Annotated in this window: 12 protein-coding genes and 1 tRNA gene; all 13 read left to right on the top strand. The window is 62.9% G+C overall.

Annotated elements, in window-relative coordinates:
- Positions 1–31: 31 nt before the first annotated feature.
- A complete protein-coding gene (tuf, locus tag HUT07_RS15650) occupies positions 32–1,222 on the top strand; it encodes an elongation factor Tu (RefSeq protein WP_100463176.1) in 1,191 nt (396 codons plus the stop codon).
- Between the two features lie 101 nt (positions 1,223–1,323).
- Positions 1,324–1,399, top strand: a tRNA-Trp gene (locus tag HUT07_RS15645).
- Positions 1,400–1,447: 48 nt separating this feature from the next.
- Positions 1,448–1,861 (top strand): preprotein translocase subunit SecE, encoded by a 414-nt coding sequence (gene secE, locus HUT07_RS15640; protein ID WP_176021675.1) that lies wholly within the window; start codon positions 1,448–1,450, stop codon positions 1,859–1,861.
- A 10-nt stretch (positions 1,862–1,871) separates the two neighbouring features.
- Positions 1,872–2,432 carry a transcription termination/antitermination protein NusG gene (gene nusG / locus HUT07_RS15635; protein WP_176021674.1) on the top strand — a complete coding sequence of 187 codons (561 nt, stop codon included), beginning with the start codon at positions 1,872–1,874 and terminating at the stop codon, positions 2,430–2,432.
- 196 nt (positions 2,433–2,628) lie between these two features.
- Positions 2,629–3,057 carry a 50S ribosomal protein L11 gene (rplK, locus tag HUT07_RS15630; protein WP_004145248.1) on the top strand — a complete coding sequence of 143 codons (429 nt, stop codon included), beginning with the start codon at positions 2,629–2,631 and terminating at the stop codon, positions 3,055–3,057.
- 4 nt (positions 3,058–3,061) lie between these two features.
- Positions 3,062–3,760 carry a 50S ribosomal protein L1 gene (gene rplA, locus HUT07_RS15625; protein WP_176021673.1) on the top strand — a complete coding sequence of 233 codons (699 nt, stop codon included), beginning with the start codon at positions 3,062–3,064 and terminating at the stop codon, positions 3,758–3,760.
- Between the two features lie 389 nt (positions 3,761–4,149).
- Positions 4,150–4,686, top strand: a complete 537-nt coding sequence (gene rplJ / locus HUT07_RS15620; RefSeq protein WP_004145252.1) for a 50S ribosomal protein L10 — start codon at positions 4,150–4,152, stop codon at positions 4,684–4,686.
- Positions 4,687–4,749: 63 nt separating this feature from the next.
- Positions 4,750–5,115, top strand: a complete 366-nt coding sequence (rplL, locus tag HUT07_RS15615) for a 50S ribosomal protein L7/L12 (protein ID WP_176021672.1) — start codon at positions 4,750–4,752, stop codon at positions 5,113–5,115.
- 326 nt (positions 5,116–5,441) lie between these two features.
- The gene (rpoB, locus tag HUT07_RS15610) at positions 5,442–9,596 is read left to right on the top strand and encodes a DNA-directed RNA polymerase subunit beta (protein ID WP_176021671.1); all 4,155 of its coding nucleotides are present in this window, start codon (positions 5,442–5,444) and stop codon (positions 9,594–9,596) included.
- A gap of 89 nt (positions 9,597–9,685) precedes the next feature.
- The gene (gene rpoC, locus HUT07_RS15605; RefSeq protein ID WP_176021670.1) at positions 9,686–13,924 is read left to right on the top strand and encodes a DNA-directed RNA polymerase subunit beta'; all 4,239 of its coding nucleotides are present in this window, start codon (positions 9,686–9,688) and stop codon (positions 13,922–13,924) included.
- A gap of 394 nt (positions 13,925–14,318) precedes the next feature.
- Positions 14,319–14,693: a 30S ribosomal protein S12 gene (gene rpsL / locus HUT07_RS15600; protein WP_025879344.1), complete on the top strand. Its 375-nt coding sequence runs from the start codon at positions 14,319–14,321 to the stop codon at positions 14,691–14,693.
- Between the two features lie 12 nt (positions 14,694–14,705).
- A complete protein-coding gene (gene rpsG / locus HUT07_RS15595) occupies positions 14,706–15,173 on the top strand; it encodes a 30S ribosomal protein S7 (protein ID WP_025879343.1) in 468 nt (155 codons plus the stop codon).
- A 138-nt stretch (positions 15,174–15,311) separates the two neighbouring features.
- Complete coding sequence (gene fusA / locus HUT07_RS15590; RefSeq protein WP_176021669.1) at positions 15,312–17,453, top strand: elongation factor G; 2,142 nt, start codon at positions 15,312–15,314, stop codon at positions 17,451–17,453.
- The last annotated feature ends 32 nt before the right edge of the window (positions 17,454–17,485 follow it).

Below are 17,485 nucleotides of genomic sequence, written 5' to 3'. Positions count from 1 at the left end.
ACCACACCAGACGAATTCGAGATAAGCAGCCATGGCCAAGGGTAAGTTCGAGCGCACCAAGCCGCACGTCAACGTCGGCACCATCGGTCACGTCGACCACGGCAAGACCACGCTGACCGCCGCACTGACCAAGATCGGTGCCGAGCGCTTCGGTGGCGAGTTCAAGGATTACTCCGCGATCGACGCCGCGCCGGAAGAAAAGGCACGTGGCATCACGATCTCGACCGCGCACGTCGAATACGAATCCACCGTTCGTCACTACGCCCACGTCGATTGCCCGGGCCATGCTGACTACGTCAAGAACATGATCACCGGTGCTGCCCAGATGGACGGCGCGATCCTGGTGTGCTCGGCCGCTGACGGCCCGATGCCGCAGACCCGCGAGCACATCCTGCTGTCGCGTCAGGTCGGCGTGCCGTACATCGTCGTGTTCCTGAACAAGGCCGACATGGTTGACGATGCCGAGCTGCTGGAACTGGTCGAAATGGAAGTCCGCGAGCTGCTGAGCAAGTACGACTTCCCGGGCGACGACACCCCGATCATCTCGGGTTCGGCCCGTCTGGCGCTGGAAGGCGACCAGAGCGAGATCGGCGTGCCGGCCGTCATCAAGCTGGTCGAGGCGCTGGACACCTGGATCCCGACCCCGGAGCGTGACGTCGACAAGGCATTCCTGATGCCGGTCGAAGACGTGTTCTCGATCTCGGGCCGCGGCACCGTGGTGACCGGTCGTATCGAGCGCGGCGTGATCAAGGTCGGCGAAGAAATCGAAATCGTCGGCATCCGTCCGGTGCAGAAGACCACCGTGACCGGCGTGGAAATGTTCCGCAAGCTGCTGGACCAGGGCCAGGCAGGCGACAACGCCGGTCTGCTGCTGCGCGGCACCAAGCGTGACGACGTCGAGCGTGGCCAGGTTCTGGCCAAGCCGGGTTCGATCAAGCCGCACACCAAGTTCGACGCCGAAGTCTACGTGCTGTCGAAGGACGAGGGCGGCCGTCACACCCCGTTCTTCAAGGGCTACCGTCCGCAGTTCTACTTCCGTACCACCGACATCACCGGTGCGGTCGAGCTGCCGGAAGGCGTCGAGATGGTGATGCCGGGCGACAACATCAAGATGGTTGTCACCCTGATCAACCCGGTCGCCATGGACGCCGGCCTGCGCTTCGCAATCCGCGAAGGTGGTCGTACCGTCGGTGCTGGCGTGGTTGCCACCATCCTCGAGTAAGCCTGCATGCCGGCGGTCGCATAGCGCTGCCGGTCTGGCGAGTGGCGGGCCGGGAACCTCGGTCCGCCTTCGCCGTCTAAGGGAAGGCAAGTTTTCTACGTACGCCAGTAGCTCAATTGGCAGAGCAGCGGTCTCCAAAACCGCAGGTTGGGGGTTCGAGTCCCTCCTGGCGTGCCATCTGCCCACCTTACCCAGCGGCCTTGCCGCTAAAGCAGACACAGCCTGATGAATAGCAAGATCGAACATTCCAAGGACACCTCCGCGCAAGGCGGGGATATCGTCAAGTACGTCCTCGCATCGCTGCTGGTGCTGGCAGGTCTGTTCGTCTGGTTCTGGTTCTCCGCCGATTCCGGTCGCGCTGCCCAGCTGGGTGCGTGGGCGGGTCAGTTGCGTGCGTTGGCGGTCGTGGTCGGTCTGGTCGGCGGTATCGGCGTGTTCATGCTGACCGGCAAGGGGCGCGACACCCGCGAATTCCTTTCCGAGTCGCGCTTCGAACTACGTAAAGTGGTTTGGCCGACCCGTCAGGAAGCCGTTCGCATGACCTGGGTGGTGATTGTCGTCGTCCTGATCCTCAGCCTGCTGCTGGGTGGGTTCGACTTCTTCATCCAGAAACTGACTCAGTGGTTCCTGAGCCGCTAAGGAGAAATGCATGAAGCGTTGGTACGTCGTTCACGCCTATTCGGGCTTCGAGAAGTCGGTGGCGCAGGCTCTGCGAGATCGCATCGCCCGTGACGGCATGGAAGAGCGCTTCGGCGACGTCCTGGTTCCGACCGAGGAAGTGATCGAAATGCGCGCCGGCCAGAAGCGCCGTTCCGAGCGCAAGTTCTTCCCGGGTTACGTGCTGGTCCAGATCGAGACCCACGAAGAAGCGGGCATCCCGCGCATCGACAACGAAAGCTGGCATCTGGTCAAGGAAACTCCGCGCGTCATGGGCTTCATCGGCGGAACCGCCGATCGCCCGCTGCCGATCGCAGACTCCGAGGCGGAAGCGATCCTGAATCGTGTCCAGGAAGGCGTCGAGAAGCCGCGCCCGAAGGTGCTGTTCGAGCCGGGCCAGATGGTCCGCGTCACCGAAGGTCCGTTCAACGACTTCAATGGTGTCGTCGAAGAGGTCAACTACGAGAAGAGCCGTCTGCGCGTCTCGGTGCTGATCTTCGGCCGCGCCACTCCGGTCGAGCTCGAGTTCGGCCAGGTCGAAAAGGCCGTCTGATCTGTATTCACATGCCGCTTCAGGCATGTGAAGAAAAAACCTGATATGCTGCGCGGCTCCCGTTGGGAAGCTGGCGGGACGAGGCCACCGAAAGGTGGCCTTCGGCATGATTTCAAAACGCGATGCCGGGACGCGTGATTCCCGGTCCGATGGGGAGCCTGTTGTCGCAAGGCGCTAGCACCCGGAGAGTACTCACATGGCAAAGAAAGTTGTCGGTTATATCAAGCTGCAGGTGAAGGCCGGTCAGGCCAACCCCTCGCCGCCGGTCGGTCCTGCGCTGGGTCAGCGCGGCCTGAACATCATGGAATTCTGCAAGGCCTTCAATGCCGCCACGCAGAAGCTCGAGCCGGGTCTGCCGGTTCCGGTGATCATCACGGCCTATTCGGACCGTACGTTCACCTTCATCACCAAGAGCACCCCGGCCACCACCCTGCTGAAGAAGGCCGCTGGCATCTCGTCGGGCTCCAAGCGCCCGAACACCGAGAAGGTCGGCAAGGTCACCCGTAAGCAGCTGGAAGAGATCGCCAAGGCGAAGGAACCGGATCTGACTGCCGCCGACCTGGACGCCGCCGTGCGTACCATCGCTGGCTCTGCCCGTTCCATGGGCCTCGTGGTGGAGGGTTAATCAGATGGCACAGAACAAGCGTGAGAAGGCCATCAAGGCCGCCGTTGTCCCGGGCAAGTCGTACGCCTTCGAGGACGCAATCAACATCCTGAAGACCGCCACCAAGGCCAAGTTCGTCGAGTCGATCGACGTTGCTGTGCGCCTGGGCGTCGACGCGAAGAAGTCCGACCAGCAGGTCCGTGGCTCCACCGTGCTGCCGGCCGGTACCGGCAAGTCGGTCCGCGTCGCTGTCTTCGCTCCGGCCGGTGCCAAGGCTGATGAAGCCCTGGCCGCTGGTGCAGAAGCCGTCGGTATGGACGATCTGGCCGAGAAGATGCAGGCCGGCGATCTGAACTACGACGTCGTGATCGCGACCCCGGACGCAATGCGCGTCGTCGGCAAGCTGGGTACCGTGCTGGGCCCGCGCGGCCTGATGCCGAACCCGAAGGTCGGCACCGTCTCCCCGAACCCGGGTGAGGCTGTGAAGAATGCCAAGTCGGGTCAGGTGCGTTACCGCACCGACAAGGCCGGCATCATCCACTGCACCATCGGCAAGGCCGACTTCGCCGAAGACGCGCTGAAGTCGAACCTGACCGCGCTGCTGCAGGACCTGATCAAGGCCAAGCCGGCCACCTCGAAGGGCACCTACCTGCAGAAGGTTTCGGTCAGCTCGACGATGGGCCCGGGCGTCACCGTCGACCAGTCGTCGCTGAGCCTGAAGTAATCGTTTCAAGCGGTCGCGGGTTCTTCGGGCCCCGCGACCGTGACATTTGAAGGCATCGCCGGCAACCCATCGCCGGTGGTAGCCGTCAAAGACCGCAGGTGCGGTCGTGGCATGCCGGCGACGGGCACGGAAGCTCGATTTGGCAGGGAGTCGCCGCCGGAGCAGTCACGAACGCTTAATCGATTCCCCGGAATCACCCTGCGTAGATGGTGCCCTTCTGGAGTTTTTCTGGTTCACGCACGTCTGGGGTTACCCAGGTTGGCCCACTCCAGGTCTAGAACGGCCCACCCCCCCGGAACATCATTCCGATGTTCCCGGCGTCCAGGACGGATGCCGCACAGGACCGCACACGGCAGGAGCCGTAAGCGGAGTTCAATCGGAGGAGTGCAATGGCTCTCAATCTGTCCCAGAAGCAAGAAGTAGTCGCGGAGCTGGCAGACATCGCCGCCAAGGCCCACTCCTTGATCGCAGCCGAATACGCTGGCACCACGGTCGCTCAGATGACCGCGATGCGTAAGCAGGCTCGTGAAACCGGCGTTTTCTTGAAAGTTGTCAAGAACACCCTGGCGTCGCGTGCTGTTGAAGGCACCGAGTTCGCAGTCGCACAGGACCAGATGGTCGGTCCGCTGCTGTACGCGTTCTCGCTTGAGGAACCCGGCGCTGCCGGTCGCCTGATCAAGGAAGCCGCCAAGGGCAACGACAAGCTGAAGGCCAAGGTCGTCGCAATCGGTGGTGAAGTGTTCCCGGCAAGCCATGTCGACGTGTTGGCTTCGCTGCCGACCCGCGACCAGGCCCTGGCAATGCTGGCACGCGTCCTGACCGAGCCGGTCACGATGTTCGCCCGCGCCATCAAGGCAATCGGCGACAAGCAGAATGGTGGCGACGTCGCCGCCGACGCTGCTGAACCGGCCGCCGAGACCGCCTGAGTTTCGACCAATCGTGGTTCCTGACGGAACCTCAATCCAGAAAAACATCCAAAGGTAATTATCATGTCCCTTACCAACGAACAGATCGTCGACGCCATCGCCGAGAAGTCCCTGATGGAAGTGATGGAGCTGGTCAAGGCCATCGAAGAGAAGTTCGGCGTCTCCGCCGCTGCTCCGGTCGCCGTTGCTGCGGCTGGCCCGGCTGCCGTCGTTGAAGAGCAGACCGAATTCGTCGTCACCCTGAAGACCGCTGGCGACAAGAAGGTCGAAGTCATCAAGGCCGTCCGCGCCATCACCGGCCTGGGCCTGAAGGAAGCGAAGGACCTGGCCGAAGCCGGCGGCGTCCTGAAGGACAACGCTTCGAAGGACGAAGCCGAGAAGATGAAGAAGGACCTGGAAGCTGCTGGCGCGACTGTCGAAGTCAAGTAAGCACTTCCTTTGCGTCGCCATCGAAATCCGGCGATGCAGCCAAGGCTGGGGGCGTAAGCCCCCGGCCTTTGGTCGTTGTTGTAGGGCCCGTCAATCATGGCGCGGTTCTACGGAAATACGGTGAGAAAGCCCAACACGGGCTGCGGTCAAACCCTGGTCGGCCAGCGCAACGCGCGGCGGCGGGGGAGTGGATGCAGACGAGTTGGCAGTTGGAAGTAGCGGGAGAAGGCGTGCTGGTGCCGGCAATACCAGCGACTTCCAACTGACAATTTCAAGTTCCCTTCGGGTCGTGGGCGCACGACCCGCACAACAAGGTGGAAGACCTCATGACGTCCTATTCGTTCACCGAAAAAAAGCGTATCCGCAAGGATTTCGGCAAGCAGCGTTCGATTCTCGAAGTGCCGTTCCTGCTCGCCATCCAGGTGGATTCCTACCGTGAATTCCTGCAGGAAAACGTCGATCCGGCCAAGCGCACGGACCACGGCCTGCACGCTGCACTGAAGTCGGTCTTCCCGATCGCCAGCTACAGCGGCAATGCTGCCCTGGAATACGTCGGCTACAAGCTGGGCGATCCGGTCTTCGACGAGCGTGAGTGCCGTCAGCGTGGCATGAGCTACGGTGCGCCGCTGCGCGTCACCGTGCGCCTGGTGATCTACGACCGCGAGTCGTCGACCAAGGCCATCAAGTACGTGAAGGAGCAGGAGGTCTACCTCGGCGAAATCCCGCTGATGACCGACAACGGCACCTTCATCGTCAACGGCACCGAGCGCGTCATCGTCTCGCAGCTGCACCGCTCGCCGGGTGTGTTCTTCGACCACGACCGTGGCAAGACCCACAGCTCGGGCAAGCTGCTGTACAGCGCCCGCATCATTCCTTACCGCGGCTCCTGGCTGGACTTCGAGTTCGACCCGAAGGACGCACTGTTCACCCGTATCGATCGTCGCCGCAAGCTGCCGGTGTCGATCCTGCTGCGTGCGCTTGGCTACAGCAACGAAGAGATGCTGGCCGAGTTCTTCGAGATCAACACCTTCCACATCAACCCGGATGAAGGCGTCCAGCTGGAGCTGGTGCCGGAGCGCCTGCGTGGCGAAACCCTGGGCTTCGACCTCGCCGACGGCGACAAGGTCATCGTGGAAGCCGGCAAGCGCATCACCGCGCGCCACATCAAGCAGCTGGAAGCCTCGGGCATCGCTGCCCTGGCCGTGCCGGACGACTACATCGTCGGCCGCATCCTGTCGCACGACGTGGTCGATGCCTCGACCGGCGAACTGCTGGCCCAGGCCAACGACGAAATCAGCGACGAGCAGCTGCAGAACTTCCGTAAGGCCGGCGTCGATGCAGTGGGCACCCTGTGGGTGAACGACCTGGATCGTGGCCCGTACCTGTCCAACACCCTGCGCATCGATCCGACCAAGACCCAGCTGGAAGCCCTGGTCGAGATCTATCGCATGATGCGTCCGGGCGAGCCGCCGACCAAGGATGCCGCGCAGAATCTGTTCCACAACCTGTTCTTCACCTTCGAGCGCTACGACCTGTCCGCGGTCGGCCGCATGAAGTTCAACCGTCGCGTGGGCCGCAAGGAAACCACCGGCGAAGCCGTGCTGTACGACCGCAAGTACTACGGCGAGCGCAACGACGAAGAGTCCAAGCGCCTGGTTGCCGCCCATGGCGACAGCTCGGACATCCTGGACGTGATCAAGGTCCTGACCGAGATCCGCAACGGTCGTGGCGTGGTCGATGACATCGATCACCTGGGCAACCGTCGCGTGCGTTCGGTCGGTGAAATGGCCGAGAACGTGTTCCGCGTGGGCCTGGTCCGCGTCGAGCGCGCGGTCAAGGAGCGCCTGTCGATGGCAGAGTCGGAAGGCCTGACCCCGCAGGAGCTGATCAACGCCAAGCCGGTGGCTGCGGCGATCAAGGAATTCTTCGGCTCCTCGCAGCTGTCGCAGTTCATGGATCAGAACAACCCGCTGTCGGAAGTGACCCATAAGCGTCGCGTCTCGGCCCTGGGCCCGGGCGGCCTGACCCGTGAGCGCGCCGGCTTCGAAGTGCGCGACGTGCACCCGACCCATTACGGCCGCGTCTGCACCATCGAAACCCCGGAAGGCCCGAACATCGGCCTGATCAACTCGCTGGCCGTGTACGCCCGCACCAACCAGTACGGTTTCCTCGAGACCCCGTACCGCAAGGTCGTGGACGGCAAGGTCTACGATGAAGTCGAGTTCCTGTCGGCCATCGAAGAAAACGAGTACGTCATTGCGCAGGCCAACGCCCTGACCAATGCCGACAGCATGCTGACCGAGCAGTTCGTTCCCTGCCGTTTCCAGGGCGAATCGCTGCTGAAGCCGCCGGCGGAAGTCCACTTCATGGACGTCTCGCCGATGCAGACCGTGTCGATCGCGGCCGCGCTGGTTCCGTTCCTGGAGCACGATGACGCCAACCGCGCACTGATGGGCGCGAACATGCAGCGTCAGGCAGTGCCGACCCTGCGTGCTCAGAAGCCGCTGGTCGGTACCGGCATCGAGCGCGCCGTGGCGCGTGACTCGGGCGTGACCGTGAATGCACGTCGTGGTGGCGAGATCGTGCAGATCGACGCCGCCCGCATCGTGGTCAAGGTCAACGAAGCCGAGATCACCGATGCGTCCGATGCCGGCGTCGACATCTACAACCTGATCAAGTACACCCGCTCCAACCAGAACACCTGCATCAACCAGCGTCCGCTGGTGGAAGTGGGCAACGTGGTGGCGCGTGGCGACGTGCTGGCCGATGGTCCGTCCACCGACATCGGTGAACTGGCCCTGGGCCAGAACATGCTGATCGCCTTCATGCCGTGGAACGGCTACAACTTCGAAGACTCCATCCTGCTCTCCGAGCGCGTGGTGGAAGAGGATCGCTACACCACGATCCACATCGAAGAGCTGACCTGCGTTGCGCGTGACACCAAGCTGGGGCCGGAAGAAATCTCGGCCGACATCCCGAACGTTTCCGAGCAGGCGCTGAACCGCCTGGACGAGAGCGGCGTGGTGTACATCGGTGCCGAAGTCCGCGCCGGCGACATCATGGTCGGCAAGGTCACCCCGAAGGGCGAAAGCCAGCTGACCCCGGAAGAGAAGCTGCTGCGCGCGATCTTCGGCGAGAAGGCTTCGGACGTGAAGGACAGCTCGCTGCGCGTGCCGCCGGGCATGGACGGCACCGTCATCGACGTGCAGGTCTTCACCCGCGACGGCATCGAGAAGGACAAGCGCGCCCGTCAGATCGAAGAGTCTGAAATCAAGCGCGTCAAGAAGGACTTCGACGACCAGTTCCGCATCCTGGAAGCGGCCATCTACATGCGCCTGCGTTCGCAGATCGTGGGCAAGGTGGTCAACGGCGGCGCCGGCCTGAAGAAGGGCGACGTCATCTCCGACGCCTACCTGGATGGCCTGAAGAAGGCTGACTGGTTCGTGCTGCGCATGAAGGACGAGGACGCTGCCGAAGCCATCGAGCGCGCACAGAAGCAGATCCAGGCGCACGAGAAGGAGTTCGAGCGTCGCTTCGCTGACAAGCGCGGCAAGATCACCGCCGGCGATGACCTCGCCCCGGGCGTGCTGAAGATGGTGAAGGTGTTCCTGGCCGTGAAGCGCCGCATCCAGCCGGGCGACAAGATGGCAGGCCGCCACGGCAACAAGGGTGTGGTGTCCAACGTGGTGCCGGTCGAGGACATGCCGTACATGGCCTCGGGCGAAACCGTGGACATCGTGCTGAACCCGCTGGGCGTGCCGTCGCGTATGAACATCGGGCAGATCCTGGAAGTGCACCTGGGCTGGGCCGCCAAGGGTCTGGGTCGCAAGATCCAGGCGATGATGGAAGCCCAGGCTGCGGTCGCCGACCTGCGCAAGTTCCTGGACGACATCTACAACCACGACGACACCAACGTGGCCAACCGTGTCGACCTGTCGCAGTTCAGCGACGAGGAACTGCTGCGTCTGGCCCGTAACCTCACCGACGGCGTGCCGATGGCTACCCCGGTGTTCGACGGCGCCACCGAAGCGGAAATCAAGCGCATGCTGGAACTGGCCGACCTGCCGAGCAGTGGCCAGACCCAGCTGTATGACGGCCGCACCGGTGAAGCCTTCGATCGCCACACCACCGTCGGCTACATGCACTACCTGAAGCTGAACCACCTGGTCGACGACAAGATGCACGCCCGTTCGACCGGTCCGTACTCGCTCGTTACCCAGCAGCCGCTGGGCGGCAAGGCGCAGTTCGGCGGCCAGCGCTTCGGTGAAATGGAAGTCTGGGCGCTGGAAGCCTACGGCGCGGCCTACACCCTGCAGGAAATGCTGACGGTGAAGTCCGATGACGTGCAGGGCCGCAACCAGATGTACAAGAACATCGTCGACGGTGAGCACGAGATGGTCGCGGGCATGCCGGAATCCTTCAACGTGCTTGTGAAGGAAATCCGCTCGCTGGCCATCAACATGGAACTGGAAGACAACTGATCCATGCCGGCGCGGCGGCCAACGCCGCCGCGCCGCTGGCAGTCAACTGAAAGCCCATCGACACAGCATTCCTCCTTCTGGAGAACACCATGAAAGACCTGCTCAACCTCTTCAACCAGCAGCGCCAGACGCTGGACTTCGACGCGATCAAGATCGCGCTGGCTTCGCCGGACCTGATCCGTTCGTGGTCCTTCGGCGAAGTGAAGAAGCCGGAAACCATCAACTACCGTACCTTCAAGCCGGAACGCGACGGCCTGTTCTGCGCCGCCATCTTCGGACCGGTCAAGGACTACGAGTGCCTGTGCGGCAAGTACAAGCGCATGAAGCACCGCGGCGTGGTCTGCGAGAAGTGCGGCACCGAAGTGACCCTGGCCAAGGTGCGCCGCGAGCGCATGGGCCACATCGACCTGGCTTCGCCGGTCGCGCACATCTGGTTCCTGAAGTCGCTGCCGTCGCGCATCGGCCTGATGCTGGACATGACCCTGCGCGATATCGAGCGCGTGCTGTACTTCGAAGCCTACGTGGTGACCGAGCCGGGCCTGACCGCCCTGGAGCGCCGCCAGCTGCTGACCGAAGAACAGTACCTGCAGGCCCGCCAGGAGCACGGTGACGACTTCGACGCCGCCATGGGCGCCGAGGCTGTGTACGAGCTGCTGCGCACCATCGACCTGCAGTCGGAAATGACCCGCCTGCGCGAAGAAATCGCCAGCACCGGTTCGGAAACCAAGCTGAAGCGCCTCACCAAGCGCATCAAGCTGATCGAAGCCTTCCTGGAATCGGGCAACCGTCCGGAGTGGATGGTCATGACCGTGCTGCCGGTGCTGCCGCCGGACCTGCGTCCGCTGGTCCCGCTGGATGGTGGCCGCTTCGCGACCTCCGATCTGAACGATCTGTACCGCCGCGTCATCAACCGCAACAACCGCCTGCGTCGCCTGCTCGAGCTGAGCGCGCCGGACATCATCGTGCGCAATGAAAAGCGCATGCTGCAGGAATCGGTCGATGCGCTGCTGGACAACGGCCGTCGTGGCCGTGCCATCACCGGCACCAACAAGCGCCCGCTGAAGTCGCTGGCCGACATGATCAAGGGCAAGCAGGGTCGCTTCCGTCAGAACCTGCTGGGCAAGCGCGTGGACTACTCGGGCCGTTCGGTCATCGTGGTCGGTCCGTACCTGCGCCTGCACCAGTGCGGCCTGCCGAAGAAGATGGCGCTGGAACTGTTCAAGCCGTTCGTGTTCGCCAAGCTGCAGCGTCGTGGCCTGGCCACCACCATCAAGGCCGCCAAGAAGCTGGTCGAGCGCGAAGAAGCCGAAGTCTGGGACATCCTGGAAGAGGTCATCCGCGAGCATCCGGTGATGCTGAACCGTGCGCCGACCCTGCACCGTCTGGGCATCCAGGCCTTCGAGCCGGTCCTGATCGAAGGCAAGGCCATCCAGCTGCACCCGCTGGTCTGCACCGCGTTCAACGCCGACTTCGACGGTGACCAGATGGCCGTCCACGTGCCGCTCTCGCTGGAAGCCCAGCTGGAAGCGCGTGCGCTGATGATGTCCACCAACAACATCCTGTCGCCGGCCAACGGCGAGCCGATCATCGTGCCGTCGCAGGACGTCGTGCTGGGTCTGTACTACATGACCCGCTCGCTGGAAAACAAGAAGGGCGAGGGCATGGCCTTCGCCAACATCGCCGAAGTCAAGCGCGCCTACGACAACCGCGTGGTGGAACTGCACGCACGCGTCAAGGTCCGCATCACCGAGGTGGTGACCGACGAGGAAGGCAACAAGCAGAGCAAGACCTCGATCGTGGATACCACCATCGGTCGCGCCCTGCTGGCTGAAATCCTGCCGGAAGGCCTGCCGTTCGCGCTGGCCAACACCGAGCTGACCAAGAAGAACATCAGCCGCCTGATCAACTCCAGCTACCGTCAGCTGGGTCTGAAGGACACGGTCGTGTTCGCCGACAAGCTGATGTACACCGGCTTCGCCTATGCGACCCGTGCCGGCGTCTCGATCGGCATCGACGACATGCTGATTCCGGACGAGAAGAAGGGCATCCTCACCGAGGCTGAAGCCGAAGTGCTGGAAATCCAGGAGCAGTACCAGTCGGGTCTGGTCACCGCCGGCGAGCGCTACAACAAGGTGGTCGACATCTGGTCGCGCACCAATGAGCGCATCGCCAAGGCGATGATGGACACCATCGGTACCGAGAAGGTCGTCAATGCCAAGGGCGAGACCATCGACCAGAAGTCGATGAACTCCCTGTACATCATGGCCGACTCCGGTGCGCGTGGTAGCCAGGCGCAGATCCGTCAGCTGGCCGGCATGCGTGGCCTGATGGCCCGTCCCGATGGCTCGATCATCGAGACGCCCATCAAGGCGAACTTCCGCGAAGGCCTGAACGTGCAGGAGTACTTCAACTCCACCCACGGTGCCCGTAAGGGTCTGGCCGATACCGCGCTGAAGACCGCGAACTCGGGTTACCTGACCCGTCGTCTGGTCGACGTCGCACAGGACGTGGTGATCACCGAGGTGGATTGCGGTACCACCGAAGGCCTGATCATGACTCCGATCGTTGAAGGCGGCGACGTGGTCGAGCCGTTGAAGGATCGCGTGCTGGGTCGCGTGGTTGCCGAGGACGTGTTCCTGCCGGGTAACGACGAAGATCCGATCGTCACCCGCAACACCCTGCTCGACGAAGCCTGGGTCGCCAAGCTTGAAGAGGCCAGCGTGCAGACCATCAAGGTCCGCTCGACGATCTCCTGCGAATCGGCCTTCGGCGTCTGCAGTCGCTGCTACGGCCGCGATCTGGCCCGCGGCCACCTGGTCAATATCGGTGAAGCGGTCGGCGTCATCGCCGCCCAGTCCATCGGTGAGCCCGGTACCCAGCTGACGATGCGTACGTTCCACATCGGTGGTGCGGCATCGCGAGCTGCTGCGGTCGACAACATCACGGTCAAGACCACCGGCTCGGTCAAGTTCAGCAACCTCAAGTCGGTGGCCCATGCCAACGGCTCGCTGGTCGCAGTGTCGCGCTCGGGCGAAATGTCCGTGCTCGATGCGCACGGCCGTGAGCGTGAGCGTTACAAGCTGCCGTACGGTGCGACCATCACCTCCAAGGACGGTGATGCGGTCAAGGCTGGCCAGACCGTGGCCAACTGGGATCCGCATAACCACCCGATCGTTTCGGAAGTGGCTGGTTTCATCCGCTTCATCGACTTCGTCGACGGCATCACCGTCATCGAGAAGACTGATGAGCTGACCGGCCTGGCGTCGCGCGAAATCACCGACCCGAAGCGCCGCGGCGCCCAGGCGAAGGATCTGCGTCCGATCGTCCGCATCGTCGATGGCAAGGGCAACGACCTGTCGATTCCGGGCACCGACCTGCCGGCGCAGTACCTGCTGCCGCCGCGCTCGATCGTCAACCTGCAGGACGGCGCCGCCGTCGGCGTGGGTGACGTGGTTGCCAAGATTCCGCAGGAAGCGTCCAAGACCCGCGACATCACCGGTGGTCTGCCGCGCGTGGCCGATCTGTTCGAAGCGCGCAAGCCGAAGGATCCGGCGGTGCTGGCCGAGCGTTCGGGCATCATCAGCTTCGGCAAGGACACCAAGGGCAAGCAGCGCCTGATCATCAAGGACACCGATGGTTCGGAACACGAAGAGCTGATTCCGAAGTACCGTCAGGTCATCGTGTTCGAAGGTGAGCACGTGACGAAGGGCGAAACCATCGTCGACGGCGAGCCGAGCCCGCAGGACATCCTGCGTCTGCTGGGTGTCGAGCCGCTGGCGGCTTACCTGGTCAAGGAAATCCAGGACGTGTACCGCCTGCAGGGCGTGAAGATCAACGACAAGCACATCGAGGTGATCACCCGCCAGATGCTGCGCAAGGTCGAGATCACCGATCAGGGCAGCAGCAAGTTCCTGAACGGCGAACAGGTCGAGCGTCAGCGCGTCATCGAGGAAAATGCACGCCTGACCACCCGCAACGAGCTGATCGCTCGTTTCGATCCGGTCCTGCTGGGCATCACCAAGGCGTCGCTGGCAACCGAGTCGTTCATCTCGGCGGCTTCCTTCCAGGAAACCACCCGCGTGCTGACCGAGGCTGCCGTCCGCGGTACCAAGGACAACCTGCGCGGCCTGAAGGAGAACGTGATCGTCGGCCGTCTGATCCCGGCCGGTACCGGTCTGTCGTACCACGCCAACCGCCGCCGCAACGCGAGCGGGCTGACCGACTCGGAAATGCAGACCCTCGCCGGCACCCCGGCAGCTGCAGCCCCGGTCGTGGCCGCGCCGGAAGTGGTGGTGGAGTCGACCGACGCCGAGCAGGCCGAGGATTGATCGGCGGGTCCGGCCTCGGCCGGACCTCGATCGGGCAGGGGGCGGCCACTGGCCGTTCCCTGCTGGATGCTCCGGCTCCGTGCCGGACAACGCATCACGCAGGACCGGCTCCGGCCGGATCTGCATTCGAGGGCACAGGCCGCTGGTCTGTTCGCCCTCGATGAGGTAGGATGCCGCCCGGCCCAGCGATGGGTCGGACGACAACCTGAACGGGGGGCATGGAGAAGGCTCCCCTGTAACGGCCCAGGATCAGGGCTGGCTTGGCGTGTGCGCATTTGACCGCGTTTTCGCCAGGTTGCTACAATCGTCTGTCTCAGCAGGCCGGTTTTTCGCCTGCTCGCACATATCCGCATTCATGGCCGGTTTTTTCGGCCTCTCTCAGAAGAACATACTGATGGCGACGATCAATCAGCTTGTCCGCAAGCCGCGGCAGGCAACCACTTATAAGAGCGCCTCGCCGGCTCTCGAAAAGTGCCCCCAGCGCCGTGGCGTCTGCACGCGCGTTTACACCACTACTCCGAAGAAGCCGAACTCGGCGCTTCGCAAGGTTGCCAAGGTTCGCCTGACCAACCAGGAAGAAGTGATTTCCTACATCGGCGGTGAAGGTCACAACCTGCAGGAGCACTCCGTGGTCCTGATCCGTGGCGGTCGCGTCAAGGATCTGCCGGGTGTGCGTTACCACACCGTTCGTGGTTCGCTCGACGCCTCCGGCGTTGCCAAGCGTCGCCAGGGCCGTTCCAAGTACGGCGCCAAGCGTCCGAAGAGCTAAGGGAAAGCACACATGTCTCGTAAAGGTAATACGCCGCAGCGCGCAGTCCTGCCGGATCCGAAGCACGGAAGCGAAACCATCGCCCGTTTCATCAACATGGTGATGCTGAGCGGCAAGAAGTCGGTCGCTGAAAAGATCGTCTATGGCGCCATGGACGTGATCGGTGAGAAGAACCCGAATTCCGTCGAGCTGGTTCAGAAGGCTCTGGAAAACGTGGCTCCGTCGGTCGAAGTCAAGTCCCGCCGTGTTGGTGGTGCCACCTATCAGGTGCCGGTCGAAGTGCGCGCCTCGCGCAAGATGGCTCTGGCCATGCGTTGGCTGATCGACTCCGCGCGCAAGCGTGGTGAGAACACCATGCCGAAGAAGCTGGCTGCTGAACTGATCGACGCCTCGGAAAACCGTGGCGGCGCCATCAAGAAGCGCGAAGAAACCCACCGCATGGCCGAAGCCAACAAGGCCTTCGCCCACTACCGCTGGTGAGTTTGACGGCCTTGTAAAACAGGCAGGGCAGCACCATCTCGGTGCTGCCTCGCGGCCCCAGAAGGGCTGCGCCAATCCGAAGGCCGCCGAAAGGCGGCGTTCGGCCATCCGAAATCCAAGAAATCTGAGAGGCTCCCCGTGGCCCGTTCCACTCCCATCGAGCGTTACCGCAATTTCGGCATCATGGCCCACATCGATGCCGGCAAGACCACCACGTCCGAGCGCATCCTGTTCTACACCGGCAAGAGCCACAAGATCGGTGAAGTGCATGACGGCGCCGCCACCATGGACTGGATGGAGCAGGAGCAGGAGCGTGGCATCACGATCCAGTCCGCTGCGACCACCGCGTTCTGGAAGGGCATGGACAAGTCCCTGCCGGAGCACCGCTTCAACATCATCGACACCCCCGGGCACGTCGACTTCACCATCGAAGTGGAGCGCTCGCTGCGCGTGCTCGACGGTGCCGTCTTCGTGCTGTGCGCCGTCGGTGGCGTGCAGCCGCAGTCGGAAACCGTGTGGCGCCAGGCCAACCGTTACAAGGTCCCGCGCATCGCGTTCGTCAACAAGATGGACCGTACCGGTGCCAACTTCAGCAAGGTCGTTGGCCAGCTGAAGGCGAAGCTGGGTGCCAAGGCCGTTCCGATGCAGCTGCCGATCGGCGCTGAGGAAGGCTTCAAGGGCGTCGTCGATCTGCTGAAGATGAAGGCCATCCACTGGGATGAGGCCTCGCAGGGCATGAAGTTCGAGTACAGCGATGTGCCGGCCGAACTGCTGGCTGAAGCGACCGAAGCCCGTACCTTCATGATCGAAGCGGCTGCCGAAGCCAGCGAAGAGCTGATGGACAAGTACCTGGGCGGCGATGAGCTGTCCGAGGCCGAGATCATCGAAGCCCTGCGCGTGCGCACCCTGGCCACTGACATCGTGCCGATGTACTGCGGCTCGGCGTTCAAGAACAAGGGCGTGCAGGCCATGCTGGACGGCGTGATCCAGCTGCTGCCGTCGCCGATCGACGTGCCGGACGTGACCGGTACCGACGTTGACGATGAGACCAAGGAAATGAGCCGCAAGTCGGACGACAAGGCTCCGTTCTCGGCCCTGGCCTTCAAGATCATCACCGATCCGTTCGTCGGCGCGCTGACCTTCTTCCGTGTCTACTCGGGCACGTTGAACGCAGGCGATCAGCTGTTGAACTCGGTGAAGGGCAAGAAGGAGCGCATCGGCCGTATCCTGCAGATGCACTCCAACAACCGTGAAGAAATCAAGGAAGTGCTGGCAGGCGACATCGCCGCTGCCGTGGGCCTGAAGGACACCACCACCGGTGACACCCTGTGCTCCATGGATCAGCCGATCATCCTCGAGCGCATGGTGTTCCCGGAGCCGGTCATCTCGATGGCTGTCGAGCCGAAGACCAAGTCCGACCAGGAAAAGATGGGTCTGGCACTGGGTCGTCTGGCCCAGGAAGATCCGTCGTTCCGCGTCAAGACCGACGAAGAGTCCGGCCAGACCATCATCTCGGGCATGGGCGAGCTGCACCTGGACATCATCGTTGACCGCATGAAGCGCGAGTTCAACGTTGAAGCCAACGTCGGCAAGCCGCAGGTGGCTTACCGCGAAACGATCACCATGTCGGACGTGAAGTCGGACTACAAGCACGCCAAGCAGTCCGGTGGTAAGGGTCAGTACGGTCACGTCGTGATCGAGCTGTCGCCGATCACCGAGGCCGATCGTGCAGATCCGAAGATCGCCGCTGGCATCAAGGACGACTTCCTGTTCATCAACGACATCACCGGTGGCGTGATTCCGAAGGAATTCATTCCGTCGATCGAAAAGGGCCTGCGTGAAACCATCACCAGCGGTCCGCTGGCTGGCTTCCCGGTCGTGGACGTCAAGGTGAAGCTGGTGTTCGGCTCGTACCACGACGTCGACTCCTCGGAAATGGCGTTCAAGCTCGCTTCCTCGATGGCCTTCAAGGAAGGCTTCCGCAAGGCCAAGCCGGTCCTGCTGGAGCCGATCATGAAGGTCGAGATCGTGACCCCGGAGGATTACCAGGGTGACGTGATGGGCGACGTGAGCCGTCGTCGCGGCGTTCTGCAGGGTTCTGATACCACTGGTGACGGTTCGGCCAGCATCATCAACGCGATGATCCCGCTGGGCGAAATGTTTGGCTACGCGACCTCGCTGCGTTCGCAGACCCAGGGGCGCGCCACCTTCACGATGGAATTTGACCACTACGAGCCGGCGCCGAACAACATCGCCGACGAAGTCATGAAGAAGGCCTGAGCGTAACGCTCAGGTCCTCCAAACCACTTACG

Source organism: Stenotrophomonas sp. NA06056 (assembly GCF_013364355.1).
Taxonomy (GTDB): domain Bacteria; phylum Pseudomonadota; class Gammaproteobacteria; order Xanthomonadales; family Xanthomonadaceae; genus Stenotrophomonas.
Note: the sequence above shows the minus strand (reverse complement) of the source record. Positions and strands in the feature narration are given on the sequence as shown.